Annotated in this window: 20 protein-coding genes; 11 read left to right on the top strand and 9 right to left on the bottom strand. The window is 65.3% G+C overall.

Going from position 1 to position 25,324, the window contains the following annotated elements; translation table 11 throughout:
• Window positions 1-367 precede the first annotated feature (367 nt).
• The 3 genes from hemE (at window position 368) to rho (ending at window position 3,321) form a co-directional block, all read left to right on the top strand.
• A complete protein-coding gene (gene hemE / locus ABIE08_RS17180; RefSeq protein WP_354552944.1) occupies window positions 368-1,390 on the top strand; it encodes a uroporphyrinogen decarboxylase in 1,023 nt (340 codons plus the stop codon).
• 14 nt (window positions 1,391-1,404) lie between these two features.
• Window positions 1,405-1,833: a protoporphyrinogen oxidase HemJ gene (hemJ, locus tag ABIE08_RS17175; protein ID WP_354552942.1), complete on the top strand. Its 429-nt coding sequence runs from the start codon at window positions 1,405-1,407 to the stop codon at window positions 1,831-1,833.
• Window positions 1,834-2,055: 222 nt separating this feature from the next.
• Window positions 2,056-3,321 (top strand): transcription termination factor Rho, encoded by a 1,266-nt coding sequence (rho, locus tag ABIE08_RS17170; protein ID WP_354552940.1) that lies wholly within the window; start codon window positions 2,056-2,058, stop codon window positions 3,319-3,321.
• A 103-nt stretch (window positions 3,322-3,424) separates the two neighbouring features.
• On the opposite strand, the gene ABIE08_RS17165 is transcribed toward rho, so the two are convergent.
• Window positions 3,425-5,443: a thioredoxin domain-containing protein gene (locus ABIE08_RS17165; protein WP_354552938.1), complete on the bottom strand. Its 2,019-nt coding sequence runs from the start codon at window positions 5,441-5,443 to the stop codon at window positions 3,425-3,427.
• 84 nt (window positions 5,444-5,527) lie between these two features.
• Between ABIE08_RS17165 and mnmE the strand changes: the two genes are divergently transcribed.
• From mnmE to ABIE08_RS17140, 5 genes are all read left to right on the top strand, one after another.
• On the top strand, window positions 5,528-6,856 hold the full coding sequence (mnmE, locus tag ABIE08_RS17160; RefSeq protein WP_354552937.1) for a tRNA uridine-5-carboxymethylaminomethyl(34) synthesis GTPase MnmE: 1,329 nt from the start codon (window positions 5,528-5,530) through the stop codon (window positions 6,854-6,856).
• Between the two features lie 95 nt (window positions 6,857-6,951).
• Entirely contained in the window at window positions 6,952-8,832 is a 1,881-nt protein-coding gene (gene mnmG, locus ABIE08_RS17155; protein WP_354552935.1) for a tRNA uridine-5-carboxymethylaminomethyl(34) synthesis enzyme MnmG, read from the top strand.
• Complete coding sequence (gene rsmG, locus ABIE08_RS17150; protein WP_354552933.1) at window positions 8,829-9,464, top strand: 16S rRNA (guanine(527)-N(7))-methyltransferase RsmG; 636 nt, start codon at window positions 8,829-8,831, stop codon at window positions 9,462-9,464. Before mnmG ends, rsmG begins: the two co-directional genes overlap by 4 nt.
• Window positions 9,465-9,491: 27 nt before the next feature.
• Entirely contained in the window at window positions 9,492-10,340 is an 849-nt protein-coding gene (locus ABIE08_RS17145; RefSeq protein ID WP_354552931.1) for a ParA family protein, read from the top strand.
• 43 nt (window positions 10,341-10,383) lie between these two features.
• The gene (locus ABIE08_RS17140; RefSeq protein WP_354552930.1) at window positions 10,384-11,268 is read left to right on the top strand and encodes a ParB/RepB/Spo0J family partition protein; all 885 of its coding nucleotides are present in this window, start codon (window positions 10,384-10,386) and stop codon (window positions 11,266-11,268) included.
• A gap of 40 nt (window positions 11,269-11,308) precedes the next feature.
• Here the strand turns inward: ABIE08_RS17140 and holA are convergent, their stop codons facing one another.
• From holA to leuS, 3 genes are all read right to left on the bottom strand, one after another.
• A complete protein-coding gene (holA, locus tag ABIE08_RS17135; protein ID WP_354552928.1) occupies window positions 11,309-12,340 on the bottom strand; it encodes a DNA polymerase III subunit delta in 1,032 nt (343 codons plus the stop codon).
• A gap of 339 nt (window positions 12,341-12,679) precedes the next feature.
• The gene (lptE, locus tag ABIE08_RS17130; RefSeq protein ID WP_354552926.1) at window positions 12,680-13,252 is read right to left on the bottom strand and encodes an LPS assembly lipoprotein LptE; all 573 of its coding nucleotides are present in this window, start codon (window positions 13,250-13,252) and stop codon (window positions 12,680-12,682) included.
• Window positions 13,239-15,872, bottom strand: a complete 2,634-nt coding sequence (gene leuS / locus ABIE08_RS17125; RefSeq protein WP_354552924.1) for a leucine--tRNA ligase — start codon at window positions 15,870-15,872, stop codon at window positions 13,239-13,241. Before leuS ends, lptE begins: the two co-directional genes overlap by 14 nt.
• A gap of 196 nt (window positions 15,873-16,068) precedes the next feature.
• Between leuS and ABIE08_RS17120 the strand changes: the two genes are divergently transcribed.
• On the top strand, window positions 16,069-16,818 hold the full coding sequence (locus ABIE08_RS17120; protein ID WP_354552922.1) for a YggS family pyridoxal phosphate-dependent enzyme: 750 nt from the start codon (window positions 16,069-16,071) through the stop codon (window positions 16,816-16,818).
• A gap of 525 nt (window positions 16,819-17,343) precedes the next feature.
• On the opposite strand, the gene ABIE08_RS17115 is transcribed toward ABIE08_RS17120, so the two are convergent.
• On the bottom strand, window positions 17,344-17,895 hold the full coding sequence (locus ABIE08_RS17115; RefSeq protein WP_354552921.1) for a L,D-transpeptidase family protein: 552 nt from the start codon (window positions 17,893-17,895) through the stop codon (window positions 17,344-17,346).
• 152 nt (window positions 17,896-18,047) lie between these two features.
• Here ABIE08_RS17115 and ABIE08_RS17110 point away from each other — a divergent pair, with 152 nt between their 5' ends.
• Both ABIE08_RS17110 and ABIE08_RS17105 read left to right on the top strand, forming a co-directional pair.
• Entirely contained in the window at window positions 18,048-18,731 is a 684-nt protein-coding gene (locus tag ABIE08_RS17110; RefSeq protein ID WP_266333909.1) for a response regulator transcription factor, read from the top strand.
• Between the two features lie 51 nt (window positions 18,732-18,782).
• Window positions 18,783-19,262: a cyclic nucleotide-binding domain-containing protein gene (locus ABIE08_RS17105; RefSeq protein WP_354552919.1), complete on the top strand. Its 480-nt coding sequence runs from the start codon at window positions 18,783-18,785 to the stop codon at window positions 19,260-19,262.
• Window positions 19,263-19,327: 65 nt separating this feature from the next.
• Here ABIE08_RS17105 and xth read toward each other — a convergent pair whose 3' ends face one another.
• The 4 genes from xth to ABIE08_RS17085 all read right to left on the bottom strand — a co-directional run bounded on the left by xth (window position 19,328) and on the right by ABIE08_RS17085 (window position 25,190).
• A complete protein-coding gene (gene xth, locus ABIE08_RS17100; protein WP_354552917.1) occupies window positions 19,328-20,131 on the bottom strand; it encodes an exodeoxyribonuclease III in 804 nt (267 codons plus the stop codon).
• A 378-nt stretch (window positions 20,132-20,509) separates the two neighbouring features.
• Window positions 20,510-21,184, bottom strand: coding sequence for a LolA family protein (locus ABIE08_RS17095; protein ID WP_354552916.1), 675 nt, complete (start codon window positions 21,182-21,184; stop codon window positions 20,510-20,512).
• 133 nt (window positions 21,185-21,317) lie between these two features.
• A complete protein-coding gene (locus ABIE08_RS17090; protein ID WP_354552914.1) occupies window positions 21,318-23,891 on the bottom strand; it encodes an FtsK/SpoIIIE family DNA translocase in 2,574 nt (857 codons plus the stop codon).
• Between the two features lie 123 nt (window positions 23,892-24,014).
• Complete coding sequence (locus tag ABIE08_RS17085) at window positions 24,015-25,190, bottom strand: aminotransferase class I/II-fold pyridoxal phosphate-dependent enzyme (protein WP_354552912.1); 1,176 nt, start codon at window positions 25,188-25,190, stop codon at window positions 24,015-24,017.
• Between the last annotated feature and the right edge of the window lie 134 nt (window positions 25,191-25,324).

Raw genomic sequence — 25,324 nt, 5'->3', positions numbered from 1 at the left:
GTCCCCGATGGCCGGAAAATCATCAACAGCGGCTGGGCCTGGGGACAAAGATTCAGGGCTGTCGAGGGAATTGCGCGTTAAGAAGTTATTAACCAATACCTTAACGACATATGAACAGCCGAATCCAGATAGCGAAAATTGTAGGCATCGAAAAAATCGAAAATGACTCAAGGAGATAGTGCGAAACAATCGCGCTTGCTCCCCAAATGGATTCACAGCCGGCTGGAATCGGACCTGTTTGCAGCCGGCGTCTCGGTCGCATTGTGGACAGCGCTGAATGACGGTAATCCACCGTCTAAAAGAAGAAGAAACTACAGATAGATCTCTTTCTTTGGTGATGGTGGTGCAGAACAGTTCGACGGGATTGATGACGAAGGCGCGCTTGCTGCACGTGCTGGATGGTGAAGCCATGGCCCAGCCGCCCATGTGGCTGATGCGGCAAGCGGGACGCTATCTGCCGGAATATCGCGCACTGCGGACCAAGGCCGGATCCTTCCTCGATCTCTGCTACACGCCGGAACTGGCCACGGAAGTCACGCTGCAGCCGATCCGTCGCTTTGGCTTCGATGCGGCGATCCTGTTCTCCGACATTCTCGTGATCCCGCATGCGCTCGGCCGAGACGTTCGCTTCGTCGAAGGCGAGGGCCCGCGCCTGGATCCCATCGATGTCGCGGATATCGAGCAGCTGACGACGAACGCTGTCCTCGAACGATTGGCGCCTGTGCTGGAGACGGTCAGCGCGGTTCGCCGTGAGCTCGCTCCCGACAAGGCCCTGATCGGCTTCTGCGGGGCTCCCTGGACGGTTGCGACCTATATGATTGCCGGCAAGGGGACTCCGGATCAGGCGCCCTCTCGTCTTCTGGCGGCACGCGACCCGCAGGCGCTGGATCGCCTGATCGACAAGCTGGTGCAGGCGTCGATCGTCTATCTGGTGGCGCAGCTTCGCGCCGGCGCCGATGCGGTGCAGATTTTCGACAGCTGGTCGCGTGTGCTTTCGCCGGCCGGCTTCGAGCGCTGGTCGGCCGGACCCATCGCCCGGATCGTCGCCGGCGTTCGCGCCGAAATCCCGGATGCGCGCTTCATCGGTTTTCCCAAGGGCGCGGATCGCGGCCTCGTCTCGTTCGTCGAAACCACGGGGGTCAACGCGGTCGGAGTCGACTGGACCGTGCCTCTGGCAACCGTCCGGCAGGAAATCGCCGATCGCGCGGCCATCCAGGGCAATCTGGATCCGATGGTCCTGGTCGCCGGCGGAACCCAGCTCGATGATGCCGTCGATGAAATTCTCGAGGCGATGCGCGGCGGACGACTGATTTTCAATCTGGGTCACGGAATCGTGCCACAAACGCCGATCGAGCATGTCGAGCGTCTCGTTGAACGCGTGCGACGCTAGGGCAGGGGAAGCACATGGCCTATTACGACTGGATCAAGGCTCTGCACGTCATCTCGGTGATTGCATGGATGGCGGGGATCTTCTATCTGCCGCGCCTTTTCGTCTATCACACCGGCGCGGCGGTCGGCTCCGACAAGTCCGAGACGTTCAAGGTGATGGAAGCCAAGCTGCTGCGGCTGATCATGAATCCGGCGATGATCCTGACCTGGATCACGGGCCTCACCATCGTGCGGCTCGGCGGCTGGGAACAGCAGCCCTGGTTCATGGCGAAGTTCGTGCTTGTCATCGTCATGTCGGCTTTCCACATGTGGCTTGCGTCGTGCCGCAAGGCCTTCGCCGCCGATCGGAACACCCGTTCGGAGCGGGCCTATCGCCTCGCCAATGAGATTCCGACGGTGCTGATGGTGCTGATCGTCATCCTGGTCGTGGTCAAGCCGTTCTAGATTTCTGCGAAATTGCGACGTTTCTGCCGCTTGCCGTGGAACCGGCGAGCGATTATGGTGCGCCATCTTGTCGAAGCAGACGGATGCCGGTTGACCTGCCAGGGACGACCGAAGCATCGCGCCGGCGGGCATAGCTCCCGCCAGGCTGAAGTTCTGCCAATCCCCTTTTTCGATACCCTTCGATCCATCCTTTCCTGAATCCCAACGAGATTCACAAAACCCATGCGTGAAATGAAACTACAGGACCTCAAGGCGAAGTCCCCGACGGAGCTGCTGGCCTTCGCCGAGGAACTTGAGGTCGAGAATGCGAGCACCCTGCGCAAGCAGGAGCTGATGTTCGCGATCCTCAAGCAGCTGGCCGACAACGACGTCGAGATCGTCGGGCAAGGCGTTGTCGAAGTGCTGCAGGACGGCTTCGGCTTCCTGCGCTCGCCCGACGCCAATTATCTCGCCGGACCCGACGATATCTATGTCTCTCCCTCGCAGATCCGCCGCTTTTCGCTGCGGACCGGCGATACGGTCGAGGGCTATATCCGCAGTCCCAAGGATGGCGAGCGCTATTTCGCCCTGCTCAAGGTCTCGACGATCAATTTCGAGGATCCCGACAAGGCGCGCCACAAGGTTCACTTCGACAATCTGACGCCGCTCTACCCGAACGAGCGCTTCAAGATGGAGCTCGAGGTTCAGCACGGCAAGGACATGACGCCCCGGATCATCGATCTGGTCGCGCCGCTCGGCAAGGGCCAGCGCGCGCTCGTCACTGCGCCGCCGCGCACGGGTAAGACGGTGTTCCTGCAGAACATCGCCCATTCGATCGCCGAAAATCATCCCGAGTGCTATCTTATCGTCCTGCTGATCGATGAGCGTCCGGAAGAAGTGACGGACATGCAGCGTTCGGTGAAGGGCGAAGTCATCTCCTCGACCTTCGACGAGCCGGCCACCCGCCACGTCGCCGTCGCCGAAATGGTGATCGAGAAGGCCAAGCGCCTGGTCGAACATGGCCGTGACGTCGTCATTCTGCTGGATTCGATCACGCGCCTCGGCCGCGCCTACAACACCGTCGTGCCGTCCTCCGGCAAGGTCTTGACCGGTGGTGTCGACGCCAACGCGCTGCAGCGGCCGAAGCGCTTCTTCGGCGCGGCCCGCAACATCGAGGAAGGCGGCTCGCTGACCATCATCGCGACGGCGCTGATCGATACCGGCAGCCGCATGGACGAAGTCATCTTCGAAGAGTTCAAGGGCACCGGTAACTCGGAAATCATCCTGGACCGCAAGGTGGCCGACAAGCGCACCTTCCCGGCGATCGACATCACCCGGTCGGGCACGCGCAAGGAAGAACTTCTGGTTCCGCCGGACGTGCTCAAGAAGATGTATGTGCTGCGCCGCATCCTCATGCCGATGGGCACGGTCGACGCGATCGAGTTCCTGCTCGACAAGCTCAAGCAGACGAAACACAACTCCGATTTCTTCGATCAGATGAACACCTGATCGATCGGTTCGCGGTTCTTCGGAGCGCGCCTTCGACACAAGAATGGCCGGGCCTTTGCCCGGCCATTTTCGTTTGCGCTGTTAGCCCCGCGGTAACCATCCGTTAGCCATCCGCTCCGAGTAGGGCGATCAGCGCCTCCGGTTCGGTGATCGGGAGCGAGCAGCTCCCTTCGCGACAGACATAGGCGGTCGCCCTCCCGCCCGCCGCCGTCTTGCCATGCGCCGGGTGGCTCGCCGGCAGGGCGCGATCTTCGGGCCGGACGTCGAGCACGAAGGTCGGCCGCCAGTGGTCGAGCACGGCTTGCCGGAGACTTGTGCCGTCGTCATTGGGCGAGGTCAAGATCACGATGGTCCGCACCGCGAGACGAAGGTCGAGGCCAGAGAGCAGGCTCGCCGTTCCGAATACGTTGCGATTGATGAAGGGCGAAGCAGCCTCGAGAACCGCGTCGGCACGGTCGCGGTAGCGATCCTCGCCGGTCAGCGCCCAGAGCCGTACCAGGCTGTCGACGGCGAGGCCATGCGGATTGGGGGCTGCGTCGTCGATCCGCTCGGCCTTGCGCAGGATCAGCGCCTCGGCGTCGTCGGCTGTGAAGAAATAGCCGCCCTCGCCGTCGCCATGATGCGCCTCCAACTGATCAAGGAAGCGGATCGCCGGGTCGAGCCAGGCGGGATCCTGCGTCGCCTGATGCAGCGCGATCGCGGCCTTGGCCATGGCGGCGAGGTCGGACGAGAAGCCGGGGAAAACCATCTGCCCGTGCCGCGCCGCATGGCCGAGCCGGCCCTCGCGCGAAACCGATTCCGCTATGAAACGAAAAGCCTGCGCCGCGAGATCGATCCAGTCGGGCCGGTGCATCAGCATGCCGGCCGTGGCGAGGCCCGCTATGGCGTAGCCGTTCCAGTCGACCAGGATCTTGTCGTCGAGGCCCGGCCGGACCCGGATTGCGCGCCGTTCCAACATGCGGCCGAGTAGCTCGTCCACCCGCGCTTGCTGCGCGGCATCCAGCGGCTCGGGGCTGCGCAATCGATTCGGGATCGAAACGCCTTCCCAATTGCCTTCCGGCCGGATGTCATAGTGGTCAGCAACGAAGGCGGCGTCTTCCGGACCCAGCAATTCGCCCAGTTCGCTGCGGCTCCAGACATAGAACCGGCCTTCATGGCCCTCGCTGTCGGCATCGAGGCTCGCCGAGAACGCGCCGCCGGTGGTCTGCATCTCGCGCTGCAGCCAGCCGATCGTCGTCTCGACCCGGCTGCGATAGATCGCGCCGGCGCCGCTAATGCCGAAGAGCAGGCTCAACTGCTCGATCAGCAGGCCATTGTCGGAAAGCATCTTCTCGAAATGCGGCACCAGCCAGTCGGCATCCGTGCTGTAGCGGGCGAAGCCGCCGCCGACATGATCGAAAATGCCGCCATTGCTCATGCCGAGGAGGGCAGCGTCGACCGCGCGGGCGAAATTGCCATTGCCGGTGCGATGCGCGCTGCGGGCCAGGTAATCGAGAGCGGCGGTGTTGGGAAATTTCGGCGCGCCCTTCGTGCCGCCGCGCTCCAGATCCATGATCGACAGGATCGATCGCGCCGCCTCGTCGAGCAATGTCCGATCGAGCGCGGGCCCTGCGCTTTCCCGGCGCGGCTGCAGATGGGCGGCGATGCGGTCGGCCTGGGCCAGGATCTCGTCGCGGTCGTCGGCATAGAAGGCCGAGATCTGCGTCAGCACGTCGGTAAAGCCGGGGCGGCCATAGCGCGATGTCTTCGGGAAGTAGGTGCCACCCCAGATAGGCTTGCCGTCCGGCGTCAGGAACATGGTCAGCGGCCAGCCGCCCTGGTCGCCCAGCGCATGCAGCGCCGCCATGTAGATCTGGTCGATATCCGGCCGCTCCTCGCGATCCACCTTGATGTTGACGAACAGACGGTTCATCACCGCGGCCGTCGCCGGATCCTCGAACGATTCATGCGCCATGACATGGCACCAGTGGCAGGCGGCATAGCCGATCGACAGCAGGATCGGCACATCGCGGTCGCGTGCTTCCTGCAAGGCGGCCGCGTTCCAGCCGCGCCAGTGCACGGGATTGTCCTGATGCTGCAGCAGATAGGGGCTGGTCTCGAAGCGCAGCAGGTTTTCGGTCATGAGGCTCTCTGGCTTTCCAGGCTTCGGGGCTTCTAGGGTAGGGCGGCGCACGCAGCGCGCCTAGGGCAACGGATTGGATTGGCAATGAGCTCCGAACGCGACGACACGATCTTCGCCCTGTCCAGCGGGGCGGCCCCTTCGGGGGTGGCCGTGATCCGGCTGTCCGGCAAAGGTGTTCGATTCGGACTCGAAACGTTGATCGGCGAAGTGCCGACGCCGCGCATGGCGACTTTGCGCACGCTGCGCGCCCCGGAAACGGCGGAAATCCTCGATCGCGGACTCGTTCTGTTCTTCGCCGGGCCGGCGAGCTTTACCGGCGAGGATGTGGCGGAGCTGCAGGTGCATGGCGGCCGCGCGGTGATCGCCAGCGTGCTGAAGGCGCTGGCGTCCCTGCCGGGCTACCGTCATGCCGAGGCCGGGGAATTCACCCGTCGCGCCTTCGAGAATGGCCGCGCCGATCTGACCGAGATCGAGGGATTGGCCGATCTGGTCGCGGCCGAGACCGAGATGCAGCGTCGTCTCGCCATTCGCCAGGCTGAAGGTGGGCTACGCAAGCTCTATGAGGATTGGCGCCACCGGTTGATCCGCGCCCGCGCGCTGATCGAAGCGGGGCTTGATTTTGTCGACGAGGAAGACGTGCCCGACGATGTAATGGCGCCTGCCTGGAGCGAAGCCGCCGGCGTGGCCCGAGAAATGGCGGCCCATCTGGATGATCAGCATTTTGGCGAGCGCGTGCGCGATGGCTTCGAGGTCGTGCTGCTCGGACCGCCCAATGCCGGCAAGTCAAGCTTGATGAATGCGCTCGTCCGGCGCGAGGCGGCGATCGTTACGCCCGAGCCCGGCACCACGCGCGACCTGATCGAGGTCTCGCTGGATATCGCCGGGCATGCCGTGACGCTGGTCGATACCGCGGGATTGCGGGAGACCGAAAGCGTCGTCGAGCGTGAAGGCATTGCCCGGGCCCGGCGTCGGGCGGGAACGGCCGATCTGGTCCTGGCGCTTTCCGACAACGACTCCTGGACCGAAACGATTCCCGAGGGCGCTGCCTCTTTGCGGGTCCGGACCAAGATCGACCTTCTCGATTCGGACTCGAAACGAGTCTCGGGCGAAGCCGATATCCGCGTTTCCGCGCGCGATGGCTTGGGATTGGATACGCTTGTCCGCGCGATTGGCGAGGCGCTCGATCTGGCCCGGCCGATGCCGACGGCGTTGATCACCCGCTCGCGCCAACGCGAGGGGATCGCTAAGTCCCTAGGCTTCCTGCAGGAGCTGGCACGGGAGGGCAACCGGGCGGTCGAGGTCAAGGCGGAGCTGCTGCGTAGTGCGGCCGATGCGCTCGGGCGTGTCACCGGCAAGGTCGATGTCGAGGACCTGCTGGATGTGATATTCGCTGAGTTCTGCATCGGTAAATAGGATCGTTTCGGGGGCGTGTTCCACGTGAAACAGTTTTCGCCTTTGACGTGGTTCCGGCGAGCGATTACGAAGACCCGATCAACAGGATCGGAAGCATGACCACCGCAGCAGATGCGAGCTTTGACGTCGTCGTGATTGGCGGCGGACACGCGGGAACCGAAGCGGCCGCCGCCTCGGCGCGGCTGGGCGCGCGCACGGCCCTCGTGACCCATTCGCGCGACACCATCGGCGTCATGTCCTGCAACCCGGCCATTGGCGGGCTCGGCAAGGGTCATCTCGTCCGCGAGGTCGATGCGCTGGATGGGCTGATGGGCCGGGTCGCCGACGCCGGCGGCATCCAGTTCCGCATGCTCAATCGGCGCAAGGGTCCGGCGGTGCGCGGGCCCCGCGCCCAAGCGGATCGCAAGCTCTATCGCGAAGCCATGCAGGCCGAGATCGCGTCGACGCCGGGTCTTACCGTTGTCGAAGGCGAGGCGGACGACCTGACCGTGATCGATGGCCGCATTGCCGGCGTGGTGTTGGCCGATGGCCGCCGCATCCCCTGCGGCGCTGTGGTCATCACCACCGGCACCTTCCTGCGCGGCCTGATTCATATTGGCGAGATCAAGATCCCGGCCGGTCGGGTTGGCGAAAAGCCGGCGATGGGGCTTTCCGCCGCGCTTGAGCGGCACGCCTTCAGCCTGGCGCGGTTGAAGACCGGCACGCCGGCGCGACTGGATGGCCGCACCATCAACTTCTCTATCCTCGAGCGGCAGCCGGGCGACGACCAGCCCGAGCCGTTCTCGACGCTGACGGCGAAGATCGAGCGGCAGCAGGTCGATTGCTTCATCACCCGGACGACCGAGGCGACGCGCGAGGTGATCCGCGCCAATCTGCATCGCTCGCCCATGTATTCCGGCCAGATCGAAAGCCGCGGTCCGCGTTACTGCCCGAGCATCGAGGACAAGATCGTCCGCTTTGCCGATCGCGAATCGCACCAGATCTTTCTGGAGCCGGAAGGCCTCGACGATCCGACGATCTATCCAAATGGCATTTCCACCTCGCTTCCCGAGGATGTGCAGAAGGCTCTCATCGCCACCATTCCCGGTCTGGAAAATGCCGTCATCCTGCGTCCTGGCTATGCGATCGAATATGATCATGTCGATCCGCGCGAGCTGACCGCGTCGCTCGAGACCAAGAAGGTCGAGGGCCTGTTCCTGGCTGGCCAGATCAACGGGACCACTGGCTATGAAGAGGCCGCAGCGCAGGGTGTCGTCGCCGGTCTGAACGCGGCGCGCCGCGCCGGCGGCCAGGATGGCGTCGGCTTCAGCCGTTCTGACAGCTATATCGGCGTGATGATCGACGATCTGATCACGCGCGGCGTCACCGAACCCTATCGCATGTTCACCTCGCGCGCCGAATACCGGCTGTCGCTGCGGGCCGACAATGCCGATCAGCGCCTGACGCCGTTCGGCCTCGCGCTCGGCGCCGTTGGCGCACGGCGTGAGGCGGCGTTCACGGCCAAGCTCGGACAGCTGTCCGAAGCACGTGAGGCTTTTGCCGAGCGCAAGCTGACGCCAAATGAGGCGGTGAAAGTCGGGCTAGGGGTCAATCAGGACGGCGTGCGTCGCTCGGCCTTCGAGCTGCTGGCCTATCCGGATATTGACGCGGCGCGGCTTGTCCAGGTCTGGCCGGAACTCGGCAGCTTTGCGCCGGCCATCCTCGACCAGATCGAGGCAGACGCGAAATATGCCGTCTATTTGAATCGGCAGCAAAACGATATCGAATCCGTCAAGCGCGACGAGGCGGTAGCGCTCGACGATATCGACTACGCCAGCATTGACGGGCTTTCGAACGAATTGCGCCAGCGCTTGATCCTGGTACGCCCGGCCACGCTTGGCCAGGCCGGGCGTATCGAAGGCATGACGCCTGCCGCCTTGGCGCTGCTTCTGACCACGGCGCGTCGTCGCCCTCAAGCCATCCGGACCGTTGCATGACCGATACGATCGCGGCCGTCGAGGCCATTCTCCCCGTTTCACGTGAAACACGGGAACGGCTGGAGCGCTATGTGACGCTGCTGCGCAAATGGCAGCCCGCCCAGAATCTCGTCTCGCCGAATACACTGGGCCAGATCTGGACCCGGCATGTCGCGGATTGCGCGCAGTTGGTGGCGATGTTTCCCGATACGCGCAAGTGGCTGGATCTGGGCAGCGGCGCGGGCCTGCCGGGCCTGATCACCGGCATCCTGTTGGCTGATCAGGAGGGCGCCGTGGTCCACTGCGTCGAGGCGAATCAGCGCAAATGCGCCTTCCTCCGCACGGTGATTCGCGAGACCGGCGCCAAGGCTGTGGTGCATGAAGGGCGGATCGAATCGGTTCTGAAACAATGGCACGAGCCTGTCGAGCGCATCAGCGCCCGCGCGCTCGCCTCGTTGACGGCGCTGCTCGATCTGTCGGCGCCGGTTCTGGCCGCCGGTGCCACAGGAACCTTTCATAAAGGTGAAGATTTCGAGGGGGAACTGGCCGAAGCCTCTAAATCTTGGTCCCTCGATCTGATAAGACACAAGAGCATGATCGATGATCGCAGTTCGATCGTCGAGATTTGTCGGGCAGAGCGCCGGACCGTCTGATCGCGCGCTCCATCGAAGAGGCTGTCCATGTCCCACGCCGACACGTTTTCGCCGCCGTCGCTGCTGCCACCCTTGCCGCGCGTCATTGCGCTGGCCAACCAGAAGGGTGGCGTCGGCAAGACGACGACGGCGATCAACCTCGGCACGGCGCTGGCCGCGATCGGGGAGGAAGTGCTGATTGTCGACCTGGATCCGCAGGGTAACGCCTCAACCGGTCTGGGCATCGACCGCAAGAGCCGGTTGCGCTCGACCTATGACGTGCTGGTCGGCGAATCCTCGCTGGCCGAGATCGTCATGGAGACGGCGGTGCCGCGTTTGTCAGTGGCGCCCTCGACGATGGATCTGCTCGGCGTCGAGCTCGAAATCGCAGGCCGGTCCGATCGGGCGTTCAAGTTGCGCCGGGCAATCGCTAGCCACATGCAGCGGCCGGAATCGATTCGAGTCCGAAACTACACCTATGTCCTGGTCGACTGTCCGCCCTCGCTCAATCTGCTGACCATCAATGCACTGTCAGCGGCACATTCGATTCTGGTGCCGCTGCAGTGCGAGTTCTTCGCGCTGGAGGGTCTAAGCCAGCTGCTGCAGACGGTAGACCAGGTCAAGCACGCGCTGAACCCGGAACTGTCGATTCATGGCATCGTGCTGACCATGTTCGACAGCCGCAACAATCTGGCCAGCCAGGTGGTGGCCGATGTGCGCGCGCATATGGGCGATGCCGTCTATGACACGGTAATCCCGCGCAATGTGCGCATCTCGGAAGCACCGTCGCATGGCAAGCCCGTGCTGCTCTACGATTTCAAGAGCACCGGCAGCCAGGCCTATCTCCGGCTCGCCTCGGAAATCATTCAACGTGAGAAGCGCCTGCGCGCAGCCTGATTTTGGCGCCGCGGCGGTTATTGGATTTGCAGGAGTGGACGCTATGAGCATGGAAGACGGATCGCGCCGCAGGCTGGGCCGTGGACTGGCCGCTCTCATCGGCGATGTCGGCCAGGAAAGCGTTGTCACCGACCGCTCGCGCAATTCGCGCCGGGTGCCGATCGAATTCCTGCGGCCCAATCCGCGCAACCCGCGCAAGGCGTTCGAGGAAGACGACCTGGCGGATCTCACCGCCTCCGTGCGCGAGAAGGGGATCATGCAGCCGATCCTCGTCCGCCCGGTTCCGGGTGGCCCGGCCGACGCTTACGAGATCATCGCCGGCGAACGGCGCTGGCGGGCGGCGCAGCGGGCGGCGCTGCACGACGTGCCGATCATCATCCACGACGTCAATGACAAGGAAGCGCTCGAGCTTGCCATCATCGAGAACGTCCAGCGCGCCGATCTCAATGCGCTCGAGGAAGCGCTGGGCTACCAGCAGCTGATCGACGAATTCGATTATAGCCAGACGGCGCTCGCCGACGTCATCGGCAAGAGCCGGCCACATGTCGCCAACACACTGCGACTGCTGAAGCTGCCGCCGGCGGTGCAGACCTATCTGCGCGACGGCAAGCTGACCGCTGGCCATGCCCGCGCGCTCGTGACCGTCGACAATCCGGAAGCGGTGGCGCAGCGCATCGTCGATATGGGCCTGACGGTCCGCGACGCCGAGGCGCTGACGCAGAACGAGCCGAAGAAGGGTGGCGCCCAGCGCGCCGCCAGCAAGGCCGAGAAGGATGCCGATACGCGGGCGCTGGAAAAGCTGCTCGGCGACAGCCTCGGCCTGATGGTGACGATCGACCACAAGTCGAATGGCAGCGGCGAGCTGAAGATCCGCTACAAGTCGCTCGAACAGCTCGATGAAATCTGCCGGCTGTTGAAGCGCGAGTAGGCCTGCTCCAGCCCGTCCGATTCGATTAGCCAGCGTAGCATTATCGCCTCACGCGGGCCATCATCGCGACGGAAAGCAAGGCCTGGCCGATGACTTCGTCGGCTATGTTTGCCTTGAGCCGGCTATCGAAAGTCGCCCGATCGAGCCGGTCAAGCGCCGCCATCAGCCGGTCGGCCGGCCAGATGCGGAGCTGCTGTTCCAGCTTGCCCTTGCGCTGGAAGAAGATGCCGCCGGCATTGCGCTCGATCGCGGTCGAGGCCGGGACGCCGTCCTCGATCGCCGTCTTGATCCGGTGCAGCAGCTGGAAATGGCGCAGCGCCGCATTGGCGACGACGAAGGCCGCAGTGCCCGAACCCAGGATGCGCCGGAACGCCTTGTCGAGCCCGTTGGCGTCGCCCAGCGCCGCGGCATCGACCGCCTCGTCGGTGGCCGAGGCGCCGGCATCGCCCACGACGGCGCGCACCGCCTCGACGTCGATCGAGGCCTCTCCCAGCGCATAAAGGCAGAGCTTGGCCACCTCGGAGCGGCTGGCGAGCCGGTCGGCGCCGAGCAGGCCGCGCAGCAGGGTGCGGGCATCCGGATCCATCTTGAGGCCGGTCGATTGCAGCTCGGAATCGATCATGCGGTCGAGCGCCGCGTCATTGTCGGCATAGCAGGCGAGCGCCGCCGCGCCGCGCGCATTCTCGCAGAGCTTGCGCAGCCCCACGCCCTTCTTGATGTCGCCCGCCTCCAGGATGATCCAGGCATCCTGCGGCGGGTTGGCAAGCACGGCCTCGACGGCGGCCTGGATCGGCCGGTTGCCGGCGACCTTGACCCAGATGGCGCGGGTGCCGCCGAACAGCGCGATGGTGTTGGCCTCGTCGGCCAGGCGGCCGGTGTCGGAGGCGATCTCGGCCGAATCGAGCCGGACCAGAGCGAAGGGATCGTCGCTCTTGCCCAGGATCGTCTTGGCGAAGGCGCTGGCGCGCTCGGAGATGAGGCCGGTGTCGCTGCCATGCAGCAGGACGACGCGGATGCCCGGATCCGGCTTGCTGAGGAAGCGGTCGGCGTCCTGGGGCTTGATCTGGACCATGGTGTTGCCGTCCGGGTGGATTGCCCTCTAGGGACTATGAAGTCTAGGCAGCTTGCGTCGTGGCGCAAAGGCCTCGTGCGGCGATGGGCTGAACGCGAGTGGCCAAAGCCGCGCTCCCGGCTAACGCCGCCCTCACCTTGCCGAGGCAAGCCCCAAACGCGGTTTCGAAAACCGAAGGCCGGAAGGTCTGCGAGGAGAGTGGCCCCAAGGCTCTGCGTCCTTCGAGACGGCTTTCTGCGAAAGCCCCCTCAGGATGTTGAGGATGGGCGGCTGCACGGCCGCTGTAGGCCACCGTGCAGCTTTATCCCGGGAAGCCGGAGCGCGCGCTAGACCTTGGCCTCAGCTCGCCTTGCCGCTGGCGAGGGCTGCGGCGAGGCGGAGCTGGATGTCGTCGGCGACCGATTGCGCGGCGCGGTTCTCGGCGTCGATCTTGGCCCGCTGGTTGGCGAAGGCCTGGTTCGAGCGGTCATAGGAGGCGACGCCGCGGTTGAGCGAGCGCAGGATGACCTTGCCGGTCGCGATTTCCTTGAGTTCGTAGGCGACAGTGACGGTGACCGAATAGGCCGGCGCCGTCTCGTCGCGCTCGAAGCCGAGGCGCGCATCGGCGGAGGTGACCCGCAGCGACAGCTCGTAGCGCGGCGGCGCCGGGTTGCCGCCGCCGGTGAAGCCGAAGATCAGATTGTTGCGGACTTCCTGGCCGACGCGGTCGCTGACGTCCTCGACCTGGACGGCGGAGAGGTCGGCCGCGACATTGGGGCCGTTGGCGATGGTCATGTAGACCGGCTGCACGGTGCAGGCGGAAGCCAGTACGCCGAGCGTCAGGGCGACCAGGCCGCCCCGCACCAGCCGCGACAGGCGCCCGGCACCCGCCGAGGCGCGCGCCAAATCCAGTCCGCGATCAGACGACGACATTGACGATCCTCTTCGGCACGATGACGATCTTGCGGGGTGCGCGGCCTTCGAGCGCCTTGATGACGCCGTCGAGCGCCAGCGCAGCCGCTTCGATCTCAGTTTCCGACGCCGTCGCCGAGATTGTCAATTCGGCGCGCTTCTTGCCGTTGATCTGAATCGGCAGGACGAGCTGATCCTCGACCAGCAGCGCCGGATCAACGGTCGGCCAGGCGGCCTCGGCGGCAAGGCCTTCGCGGCCGAGCACGACCCAGAGTTCCTCGGCTAGATGCGGGATCATCGGGCCGATGGCGGCGACCAGGAATTCGGCCGCTTCGCGCAGTGCGAAGGCGAGATCCGCCGCCGGCTTGCCGCTACCGCGTTCAACCCCATTGCGCGCCGTGCCGATCGCTTCGGCGAAGACGTTGGCAAAGCCGTGGATGCGGGCGACGGCGACGTTGAAGCGCAGCCGGTCGATGTCTTCCTCGACATGGGCGGCGAGCTTGTGCGTGGCGCGGCGCAGCGCATCGGCCTCGGGGCCGAAAGCGTCCGGCCTGGCGACGTCGCCTGCCGAAAGCTCGACCGCCTCGCCGACCAGGCGCCAGAGGCGCTGGGTGAAGCGCCAGGCGCCCTCGATGCCGGCTTCCGTCCATTCGCTGTCGCGCTCGGGCGGGGTGTCGGAGAGCATGAACCAGCGGGCGCAATCGACGCCATAGGTGTCGGCGACGATCTCCGGCGGCACCACGTTCTTCTTCGACTTCGACATCTTCTCCGGCGGGCCGACCGTCACGGGCTCATCGGTGCCGACCTTGACGGACGTGCCGTCGGCGCGCTTCTCGACCTCTTCCGGGAACAGCCACTTGCCGTTCTGGTCCTTGTAGGTCTCGTGCACGATCATGCCCTGGGTGAACAGGCCCGCGAAGGGCTCCTTCACCGAGACGCGACCGGTGTGCTCCAGGGCGCGGGTAAAGAAGCGCGAATAGAGCAGGTGCAGGATCGCGTGCTCGATGCCGCCAATATACTGGTCGACCGGCAGCCAGTGATCGGCCGCTTCCTTGGAAAGCGGCGCCTCGCCGGGTGCGCTGGCGAAGCGGGCGAAATACCAGGACGAATCGACGAACGTATCCATCGTGTCCGTCTCGCGCGTCGCCGCCCCGCCGCATTGCGGGCAGGTGACGTGCTTCCAGGTCGGATGGCGATCGAGCGGATTGCCGGGCTGGTCGAAGGTGACGTCGTCCGGCAGCTTGACCGGCAGATCCGCCTTTGGCACGGCGACCGGGCCGCAGCTCGGGCAATGGATGATCGGGATCGGGCAGCCCCAATAGCGCTGGCGCGAAATGCCCCAGTCGCGCAGGCGGAAATTGACCTGGCGCTTGGCCTGCGGCGCGTTGCCGAGCACTTGGCTCTCCAGGCGCTGCGCCACGGCTTCCTTCGCCTCGGGAATGGTCATGCCGTTCATGAAGTCGGAACGGAACAGCGTGCCGTCATCGGTATAGGCGACGTCGCCGACCTCGAAGGTGAGCGCATCGGCGTCTTCGGGCAGGACGACGGCCTTGACCGGCAGGTCGTATTTGCGGGCGAAGTCGAGATCGCGCTGATCATGCGCCGGGCAGCCGAAGACGGCGCCGGTGCCATAATCCATCAGGATGAAGTTGGCGACATAGACGGGCAGGTACCAGCCCGGCACCAGCGGGTGCTTGGCGCGGATGCCCGTGTCGAAGCCCTTTTTCTCCTGCGTCTCGATCGCCTCGGCCGAGGTGCCGGTGCGGCCGCATTCGACGATGAAATCGGCGAGCGCCGGATTGGTCTCGGCCACCTTGGCGGCGAGCGGATGGTTGGCGGCGATGGCGACGAAGGAGGCGCCATAGAGCGTATCCGGACGGGTCGTGTAGACCTCGATCTCGGTCTCGCCGGTCGGAGCGGAAATCGCGTCTAGGCCGAAGCGGACCATCAGGCCCTCGGAGCGGCCGATCCAGTTCTTCTGCATCAGCCGGACCTTGTCCGGCCAGCGGTCGAGTTCGTCCAAGGCGCCCAGCAGTTCCTCGCCGAACTGGGTGATCTTGAAGAACCACTGCGACAGCTTGCGCCGCTCGACCAGCGCGCCGGAGCGCCAGCCGCGCCCGTCGATCACCTGCTCATTGGCGAGCACGGTGTTGTCGATCGGGTCCCAGTTGACCTCGCTCTCCTTGCGGTAGACGAGGTTGGCCGCGAAGAAGTCGGTGAAGATGCGCTGCTGTTCGGCGTAATAGGAGGGATCGCAGGTGGCGATCTCGCGGCTCCAGTCGAGCGACAGGCCGAGCAGCTTCAGCTGCGCCTTCATCGTCTCGATGTTTTCATACGTCCAGATCTTCGGGTGGCTGTTGCGCTCGATGGCGGCGTTCTCGGCCGGCAGGCCGAAGGCGTCCCAGCCCATCGGGTGCAGGACGTTGAAGCCCTTCATGCGCTTGAAGCGGGCCACCACGTCGCCCATCACATAATTGCGGCCATGGCCGATATGGATGCGTCCCGACGGATAGGGGAACATTTCGAGCACGTAGTATTTCGGACGCGGATCGTCGTTCTTCGTCTCGAAAATGCTCTGTTCGGCCCAGGCACGCTGCCAGCGCGGTTCGGCATCACGAGGGTTGTAGCGTTCTATGGCCATGGTCCGTCGTCGAAAAGAGTGGGAAAAGGGCAGCTTCATGCCGCCGGAACAGGGTGCGACCTTCACCAGAAACGCGCCGCCCGGTCAACCGCTATCGGCGACGCAGGCGCGATCCCGCGCCTTCGCGCCGGCTTCGCTTGGTTGAGCGCCACCGCCGGCCATGCTAGGCGCAGCATCCATCTGCTCCGGAGGCGACATGCCCGTTCCCAAGACCGACGATGTCCAATCCCGACTGGCCTCCGTCCTGGCCCGCATTGCGGCGAAGGAGGAACAGTCCGGCCGCGCGCCCGGCTCGGCCAAGCTGATTGCCGTCTCCAAGACCTTCGAGGTCGACGAGATCCGCCCCGTGATCGCCGCCGGCCAGCGCCGCTTCGGCGAAAACCGGGTGCAGGAGGCGCAGGCCAAGTGGCCGCTGCTGCGCGAGATGGCCGATGATATCGAGCTGCACCTGATCGGGCCGCTGCAATCCAACAAGGCGAAGGAGGCGATCGCGCTGTTTGACGCGATCCATACCGTCGATCGCGACAAGATCGCCGGCGCGCTTGCCGGCGAAATCCAGAAGCAGGGACGGACACCGCAGCTCTTCGTCCAGGTCAATACCGGGCTCGAGCCGCAAAAGGCCGGCATCGCACCGCGCGAGGCGGCCGATTTCGTCGAGCGCTGCCGCACGGTGCATGGGCTCGCGATCCGCGGGTTGATGTGCATTCCCCCGGCGGGCGAGGCAGCCGGGCCGCATTTCGCGCTCTTGGCCAAGATGGCGGCCGAGATCGGCGTCGAATACCTCTCCATGGGAATGAGCGGCGATTTCGAAACCGCCATCGCCTTCGGCGCGACACATGTCCGCGTTGGCGGCGCGATCTTCGGCTCCCGCCCTCCGATCGTGGCGGCGACGCCGGAGCCGGAAGCGCCGGCGGCGGCGCCCGAACGCCCGGGCGAGACGGGCTGAGGCGTCGGCTGCTTGCGCCCGCCTTTCTTCTTTAAGGCAGGTCAGGGCGCCGCCTGCGCCAACCCTCCGGCGTCATCCGGGCTTGACCCGCGATCCATTCAGCGGCGTTGGCGCCGCAGAGGATTCGACGGACGAGCCTGCAGATGCATGGATCCCTGCTTTCCCAGGGATGACGGCGAGGGTGTGTCGTCTTCCTTCGCCATGTGCATGCCGCCAAAATTGCCGCGAGCGCAGTCGAGCTCCCTCTACCGCTTGCGGGAGAGGGTTGGGGTGAGGGTCTTGCTTCGAGCGTCCTTAAGAGATCTCCAGCCGACGTCGGTTCAGTCTCCATCCAAAACCTCGACCCTCATCCTGAGGTGCCCGGCGAAGGCGGGCCTCGAAGGAGGGTCCAGGAATCTGATCTGCGTCATGGAGCCATGCTGGAGCCTCCTTCGAGGCTTCGCTTTCGCGAAGCGCCTCAGGATGATGGCGGAGGGGGTGGAGAAAGTTCACTGGTTTGGGGCCATCCCGCCCCTTCAACAGAACCTAACGCACCTCGATGGCCGCGCCGGGTCTCAGGCGTTGCAGAAGTTTTCGCATGTCCGCCAGGCGGACGGCGACGCAGCCTTCGGTTGGCAGGAAGCCGGGGCGGGCGAGGTGGAAGAAGATGGCGCTGCCGCGGCCCTGGCTGCGGCGCGTCACGTTCCAGTCGAGGATGACCACGACATCATAGAGGCCATCGTCGCGCCACATGGTTTCGGCGCTCTTCGGATAGGGCATCCGCACCGGGCGGTTGTAATTGCGGTCGCCGACGGCGTCGCACCAGCCATCGGTCGGGCGGGAACGCCGGAGCGGCAGGTGGGTGGCGGGACGGGGAATGCGGTCGGCGCGGTAGCGGATGTCGAGGATGCCGAAGCGGCCGGCGGGTGTGGCGCCGTCGCCCTCGCGCTTGTTGCGCGTGACGCCGGAGCGGCCGAGCGCGCACGGGAAGCGGCGATCGCCGAGGCGGAGAATTCCCTTCGTCGGCGCGCCGGGGCGTGGCTGGACGATCAACGCCTGGCGGTTGTGCCGCGATTCCGGACGATTTTGCTTCGGCATCCCTATTTTCCGTACATCGATCCATGGATTTAGTGGTGCGGGGCCCGCCTTGCATCTCGCCCTGAATGAGGTCTAAACCTTAGGCCAGCGATGCAGAAGCGTACTTCGGTTGTTCCCGCAGGAACCGAAGAAACCGTCAGGGGGCAAACGCCATGGCCGCACGGCGAATTCTGGTTGTGGATGATGACGATCTGTTGCGCGAAAGTCTCGTAGAGCAATTGTCGCTCTATGAAGAATTCGAACTGATGGACGAGGCGACGGCGACCAAGGGCGTCCAGCGCGCCCGGGCCGAGCCCACCGATCTGCTGATCATGGATGTCGGCCTGCCGGACATGGATGGCCGCGAGGCGGTGAAGCTGCTGCGCAAGGGCGGCTTCAAGGGTCCGATCATCATGCTGACGGGTCAGGATTCGGAATCCGACACCATTCTGGGCCTCGAGGCCGGCGCCAACGACTATGTCACCAAGCCGTTCCGCTTCGCCGTGCTGCTGGCGCGCATCCGCGCGCAACTGCGCCAGTTCGAGCAGAGCGAGGACGCCACCTTCTCGATCGGCCGCTACACCTTCCGCCCGAGCGCCAAGCTGATGTTGGACGAGCGCGGGCAGAAGATCCGGCTGACCGAAAAGGAGACGTCGATCCTGAAATTCCTGTATCGCGCCGGCGAGAAGGTGGTCGGCCGCGATATCCTGCTGCACGAAGTCTGGGGATATAATTCCGGCGTCACGACGCACACGCTGGAAACCCATATCTATCGTCTCAGGCAGAAGATCGAGCGCGAACCGTCGATTGCGGAACTGCTCGTCACGGAAGCAGGCGGTTACAAGCTGGTTCCGTGATAGAGTCGCCGCGAGGCTGCTTCGTTCGCGGCCAGGGGCAGGAATATCGGCGTGACGCTTGAACAGGATATCGCTCTTCTCTCGACGGTGCCGCTCTTCGCGGAGCTTTCGACGGACCATCTGCGCCTGATCGCCTTCAGCGCGACGCGGCTGGAACTGCCGGCCGGGCGCGTGCTGTTTCGCGCCGACAGCAAGGCGCTGTCCGGCTTCGTCGTGATGTCGGGCGAGATCGAGATGGCCGATGGCCATGGCGAGAACCACAGACGGCTCGGCCTGTTCGGCCCCGGCACGCTTCTGGGCGAAGTGGCGCTGTTCATCGAGACGCGCCGGCCCGCTACGGCAACGGCCACCAGCGACGCGCTTGTCATCGAGATCGACCGCACGCTGATGCGGCGGATCCTGACGGAATATCCGGATGTGGCGGCGCGGATGCACACCCGCATCGCCGACCAGCTGATGGAAACCGTCGGCGCGCTCGGCAGGCTGGAAAGCCGGTTCGAGGGTATCAGCCTTTCCGCGCCGGGCCAGTAGCCGGCCAAGCGCTTTTCCGAAGCGGGTTTCGGTTGGCGTGCAGAAGACGCGAACCGTGAAAGACTTCAGACCGCCAGGCGGGCGATGACCGGCACGTGGTCGGACGGCTTGTTCCAGCCGCGCGCCTCGCTGATCACCTCGATGCCCTGCAGGCGCGCGCGCAGCGGCGGCGTCACCCAGACATGGTCGAGGCGGCGGCCGCGATTGGACGTCTCCCAATCCTTGGCGCGGTAGCTCCACCAGGTGTAGAGCTTCTCGTCCATCGGCACGAACTGGCGCATGGCGTCGATCCAGCCGCCAGCCTCGCGCACCTCTTCCAGCAGCTTCGTCTCGACCGGGGTGTGGCTGACGACGTTCAGCAGCTGCTTGTGCGACCAGACGTCATTCTCATAGGGGGCGATGTTGAGATCGCCGACGAGGATTGCCGGGCCGCTGGTCTCGGCGCCGGTCAGCCAGGTCTTCATCTCCTCAAGAAAACCGAGCTTGTGGGCGAACTTCTCGTTGATCGCGGGGTCCGGCTCGTCGCCGCCGGCCGGAATGTAGAAATTGTGCAGCGTGATCGGCAGGTCGCGGTCGGTCAGCGTCACGGAGATGTGACGTGCATCTTCCTTGCCGAAGAAGCCGCGCCGCTTGGTTTCGATGAAGGGCTTGCGCGAGACGGTGGCAACGCCGTGATAGCCCTTCTGGCCGTGCACGGCCTGGTGGACATAGCCGAGCTTCCTGAATGCGCCGGACGGGAAATTGTCCTCGATGCACTTGATCTCCTGCAGGCAGAGCACGTCGGGACGGTGCGCCTCCAGGAAAGCGGTGACGAGGTCGATCCGGAGACGGACCGAATTAATGTTCCAGGTCGCGATGCTAATGGTCATGTGAGGCCCCGGCGGCAGGAGAACCGCGGCGCCCGCAATACGCAATCGCGCCGGATATCGCCAACGAAAAATCGCGGGGGTCGCTGTGCCGCAAGGTCGGCATGGCCTGGACGAGACACGGAACTGTCGGGATGGAATGCGGGAAGGGCTGGCCCCAAAAAGGAACGCCCAGCTCCGGGGGGGAAGCTGGGCGTTGCGCTTTACAGCGCCTTGCGCCCGTCTATGACGCGGCGCTTCGCGGGACCATCTTCGGCGAGACGGGGGGCACTACCGATCGATGGAATGGCCCGCTGTCTATAGATTTGGTGCGGCCCTGAGCGAATTCAAGTCGGCGTGCCATTTCTATCGCACCTGCACGTTCACAAGCGCGCGAGCGGCCTATTTCAAGCTCTTGTTCGGCAGGTAGTAGTTGATCTTGAAATTCTTCGGGTCGGCCGGCTTGCCGATCTCGACGTCGTAGACGGCGACGGAGGTATCGAGACCCTGCGAATCGGTGACGACCCACTGGCGTAGCTCATAGGTGCGGGTGTCGAAGATCAGCTTCAGGCTGCCGCCGCCAAAGGCCGAGCCCTGTTCCAGCACCAGCGAGATCAGGTCCGGCTCCTCGATCAGCTTGCGCACGATGTTGGAGGAGGTCAGGTCCATCTGGTCGGCAAGAAGATAGCGCAGCGGCGTCTTCTTCAGCGGATAGAGGTCCTGCGTCATCATCTTGTTGTCGCGGATCGCGACCTGATTGCCGTCGGCAACGACGTCCATCTTGACCGGCGGGCTGTAGTTGAAGCGGATCTTGCCGGGACGGGCGAGGAAGAACACGCCTTCCGACTGCTCGCCGCTCGGGCCGAACTGGATGAAGCGGCCCTGCATGGTGCGGATCGAGTTGAAATAGGCGTTGATCTTGCGAAGCGCCGCCATCTGCTGCGCGTTGAAGGCCGCTTCCGCGCGACCGGGCAGGCCGATCGCGCCGAGCGCTACCGTAGCGCCAAGGCCGAGGGTGGTGGCCAAGAAGCGACGCCGGGTCAGGCCGGTCTCCGTATCGATCGTCACGATGGGCATCCTTCGCGTGGTTCGCAGTCTAGCGTCATTCGCGATCATCGTCGCGAGCGTCATGCGGTCGGGGCCGGACAGACCGGCGCTGGAAAACGTCTCGCCTCGCGACCTAGTTCCGCTTGATGGCGATTTCGCGACGTCAGAACCGGCTGGCTTCCTCGCCTTCGACGAGAATTTCGCGCTTTCCGGCATGGTTGGCGGCGCCGACAAGGCCTTCCTTCTCCATGCGCTCGATCAGCGAGGCAGCGCGATTGTAGCCGATCGACAGACGACGCTGGATATAACTGGTGGAGGCCTTGCGGTCGCGCAAGACCACGGCGACGGCCTTGTCATAGAGGTCGTTCGATTCATCGCCGCCGAGCACCGAGCCGCCGGCCTCGCCGCCGCCCGACTCGTCACCCTCGCCATCGTCTTCGGTGATGGCGTCGAGATAATCGGGACGGCCCTGCAGCTTCAGGTGGTTGACGATCTTCTCGACTTCCTCGTCGCTGACGAAGGGTCCGTGCACGCGCTGGATGCGGCCGCCGCCGGCCATGTAGAGCATGTCGCCCTGGCCGAGTAGCTGCTCGGCACCCTGTTCACCGAGAATGGTGCGGCTGTCGATCTTCGACGTGACCTGGAAGGAGATGCGGGTCGGGAAATTGGCCTTGATCGTGCCGGTGATGACGTCGACCGATGGACGCTGCGTCGCCATGATGACGTGGATGCCGGCGGCGCGGGCCATCTGGGCCAGGCGCTGGACGGCGCCTTCGATGTCCTTGCCGGCCACCATCATCAGATCGGCCATCTCGTCGATGATGACGACGATGTAGGGGATCGGATCCAGCGGCAGGTCTTCCTGCTCGTAGATCGCCTCGCCGGTTTCCTTGTCGAAGCCGGTCTGGATCGTGCGGGTCAGGATCTCGCCCTTGGCCTTGGCCTGGCCGACGCGGGCATTGTAGCCGTCGATGTTGCGCACGCCGACCTTCGACATCTTGCGATAGCGGTCCTCCATCTCGCGCACGGTCCATTTCAGGGCGACGACGGCCTTTTTCGGATCGGTGACGACGGGCGTCAGCAGATGCGGGATGCCGTCATAGATGGAAAGTTCGAGCATCTTCGGGTCGATCATGATCAGGCGGCACTCTTCCGGCGTCAGCCGGTAGAGCAGCGACAGGATCATGGTGTTGATGGCGACCGACTTGCCGGAACCGGTGGTGCCGGCGACGAGCAGATGCGGCATGCGCGCCAGGTCGACCACGACCGGCTCGCCGCCGATGGTCTTGCCGAGGCCGATCGGCAGCCGCGCCTTCGACTGCTCGAAATCGTTGGCGGCCAGCATTTCGCGCAGGAACACCATTTCGCGGCGCGCATTCGGCAATTCGATGCCGATGGCGTTCTTGCCGGGGATGACGGCGACGCGGGCGGCGATCGCGCTCATCGAGCGGGCGATGTCGTCGGCGAGGCCGATCACGCGGCTCGACTTGATGCCGGGTGCCGGCTCGAGTTCGTACAGCGTCACGACGGGGCCGGGGCGAACATTGATGATGTCGCCGCGAATGCCGAAATCGTCGAGCACGCCTTCGAGCACGCGGGCGTTCTGCTCCAGCGCCTCGGTGTTGATCTTGGTGCGCGGATCGACGGCGCGCGGGGCGGCCAGGAAGTCGAGGGTCGGCAGTTCGAACACGTCGTTCTGGCCGCGCGTCGGCTGCGCCTCGCGGGTCTGGCGCTTGCCGGGCCGGGCGCGGGCAGCGGGCTGGGCCGTACGGCCCGCCGGCATCGGGGCGGGGATCGGCAGGTCGTCGTCCTCCTCGTCCGCCCAATCGTCGAGATCCGCCTCGACCGGCGCGGTCTTGACGCGGCCGCTGGCCTGGCCGGCGGCCATGCGCGGCTCGACCCGTCCGATGCGGCCCTCGGGGATGTCGGCTGCCGCGGCGCGGCGTTCCGCCTTGTCGGCATTGCCGCGTCCGAAAAGCCGGCCGAGGCTCGCCTTGGCCGAATAGCCGAAATGCGCCAGCGCGCCGAGCGGCACGGTCAGGAAGTTGGAGCGATCCTCCTCGCCCATGATGTCGTCGGTGTCGAAATCCTCGTCGCGGCGCGAACGCTTGGGCGCGGCGCGGGTCGGCTCGCGGACCGGCAAGGCCTCTTCTTCCTCGCGGCCGAAGCGGATGAAGCCGGTCGCATGCAGGAACAGGACGATGGCGAGGAGCGCAAACAGCGCGCCGGCGACAAAGGTGGCGTTGCTGCTGACCGGCGTGCCGACCACGAGCGCGGGCAGGCGGGCGAAGATGTCGCCGATCACGCCGCCCATGCCGGTCGGCAGCGGCCATTTGGCCGTCACCGGCACCAGCGCCAGCAGCGCGGCGGCGAAGGCGCTGGCGCCGAGCCAGGAAAGCAGCATCGTCTTGCGGAAGCGGCGGCCGCCGAACAGGCAGCGCCAGCCCCAGATCACGGCGGGCAGCAGCAGCATCGCCACGGCGAGGCCAAAGAACTGCATCAGCAGATCGGCGATGATCGAGCCTGGCAGGCCCAGCATGTTGGCGGCCGGCTTGGACACCGCATAGGAGAGGGACGGATCGTCGACCGTCCAGGTGGCGAGCGCCGTGGCAATGGCCGCGATGCCGGCGAGAAGCGCCAGCCCGACCAGATGTCCCAGATGGCGGCGGACAAGCCGGCTCATGCCGTCCTCGTCCTCGGAGGGCATGGGCATTGAAACCGATCGTGTCGAACGCATGGTCCGGTCATGTCCTTTGCACGTCTAGCGCGGGGGCGCTTCGTGAGGTCGAAACGGTCCCGCACTGTCTCCGTCGTTGGATCGTCGGAGGGCCGAAGTCGGTTCCCCTCCATGGCGATCCGATTAGCCAAGAACCCGCGCCATGCGGGCCAGTGCTTCCTGCGTCGTCGCCTGGTCCTGGACCATGGCGACGCGGATAAAGGGTGTGCCGGGATTGCTCCCGTCCGGCAGCGGCAGCGACAGATAGGCGCCGGGGATCGTGCGTACGCCCGCCTCGCGCCAGAGCCGCGTTGCCGCCTCGACGCCGTCGCCGACCTCGAGCCAGAGGAAAAATCCGCCTTCCGGCCGCGTGGCGCGGACCCGGGGGCCCAGCGTTGCCAGCGCGGCATCATATTTGGCGTTGTAGAGCGCACGGTTCTCGGCGACGTGGCCTTCATCCGAATAGGCCGCCACCGCCACGGCCTGGATCGGGCCCGGCACCTGCGGCGCCGCGACATTGCGGAAGCGGGTCCAGGTCTCGAGGAAATCCGGGTCGCCGGCGACGAAGCCGCAGCGCAGGCCCGGCAGGTTCGAGCGCTTCGACAGCGAATGGAAGGTCAGGATGTTGGCGTAGCCCGCGCCGAGACGGTCGGCCGCCTGCAGCACGCCGGGCGGCGGCGTCTCGCGGTAGATCTCGGAATAGCACTCGTCGGCGAAGATCATGAAGTCATGCGCGCGGGCGATCTGGATGACGCGGGTCCAGTCCTCCAGCGTCGCGACGTCGCCCTGCGGCGCGGTCGGCGAGGCGATGTAGACGGCGATGGTGCGCGTGAGCACCTCGGCGGGCACCTGGCCCAGATCCGGGAAGGAACCCTCCCGGCCGGAGCCGAGCAGGACCACTTCGGCGCCGGCGACTTCCGCGCCGGCGGCATAGGCCTGGTAGAACGGGTTGGGCAGCAGCACGACTGGCTTTTCGAGGCGGGGCTTGCGCTGGCGGGCGGTGAGGGCGGCCAGCGTCAGTCCCTCGCGCGAGCCGTTCAGCGGCAGCACCATGCGCTCGGGGTCGATGGTCGCCTGGAGGCCATAGCGCCTGTCGAGCCAGCGCGCGATCGTCTGTCGGAAGGCATCGGTGCCGCGAATGGGCGGATAGCGGCCGAACAGCGCGACGTTCTCCGCGATCACCGGCGCCACGAAGGCCGGGATCGGATGCTGCGGCTCGCCGATGGTGAGGTTGATCGCGGGCAAGCCGGGTTCGACGCCTGCCAGAAGGCTGTTCAGGCGGGCGAAGGGAGAGGTCTCTTTCTTGGCGCTGGTCGTCACGCTTGCCTTCACACTGGCTGGGTCGCTCGGCGGGCGGAGTCCCACCCGGGTCTGGATTGCAGAAGAGCAACCGTAGCGGCCGTTGGTTAAGCCGGCTTTAACCATGGCGACGGAGGCCAAAAAAAGACCCCGGC

This window comes from Kaistia defluvii (assembly GCF_040548815.1).
Classification (GTDB): Bacteria; Pseudomonadota; Alphaproteobacteria; order Rhizobiales; family Kaistiaceae; genus Kaistia; species Kaistia defluvii_A.
Note: the sequence above shows the minus strand (reverse complement) of the source record. Positions and strands in the feature narration are given on the sequence as shown.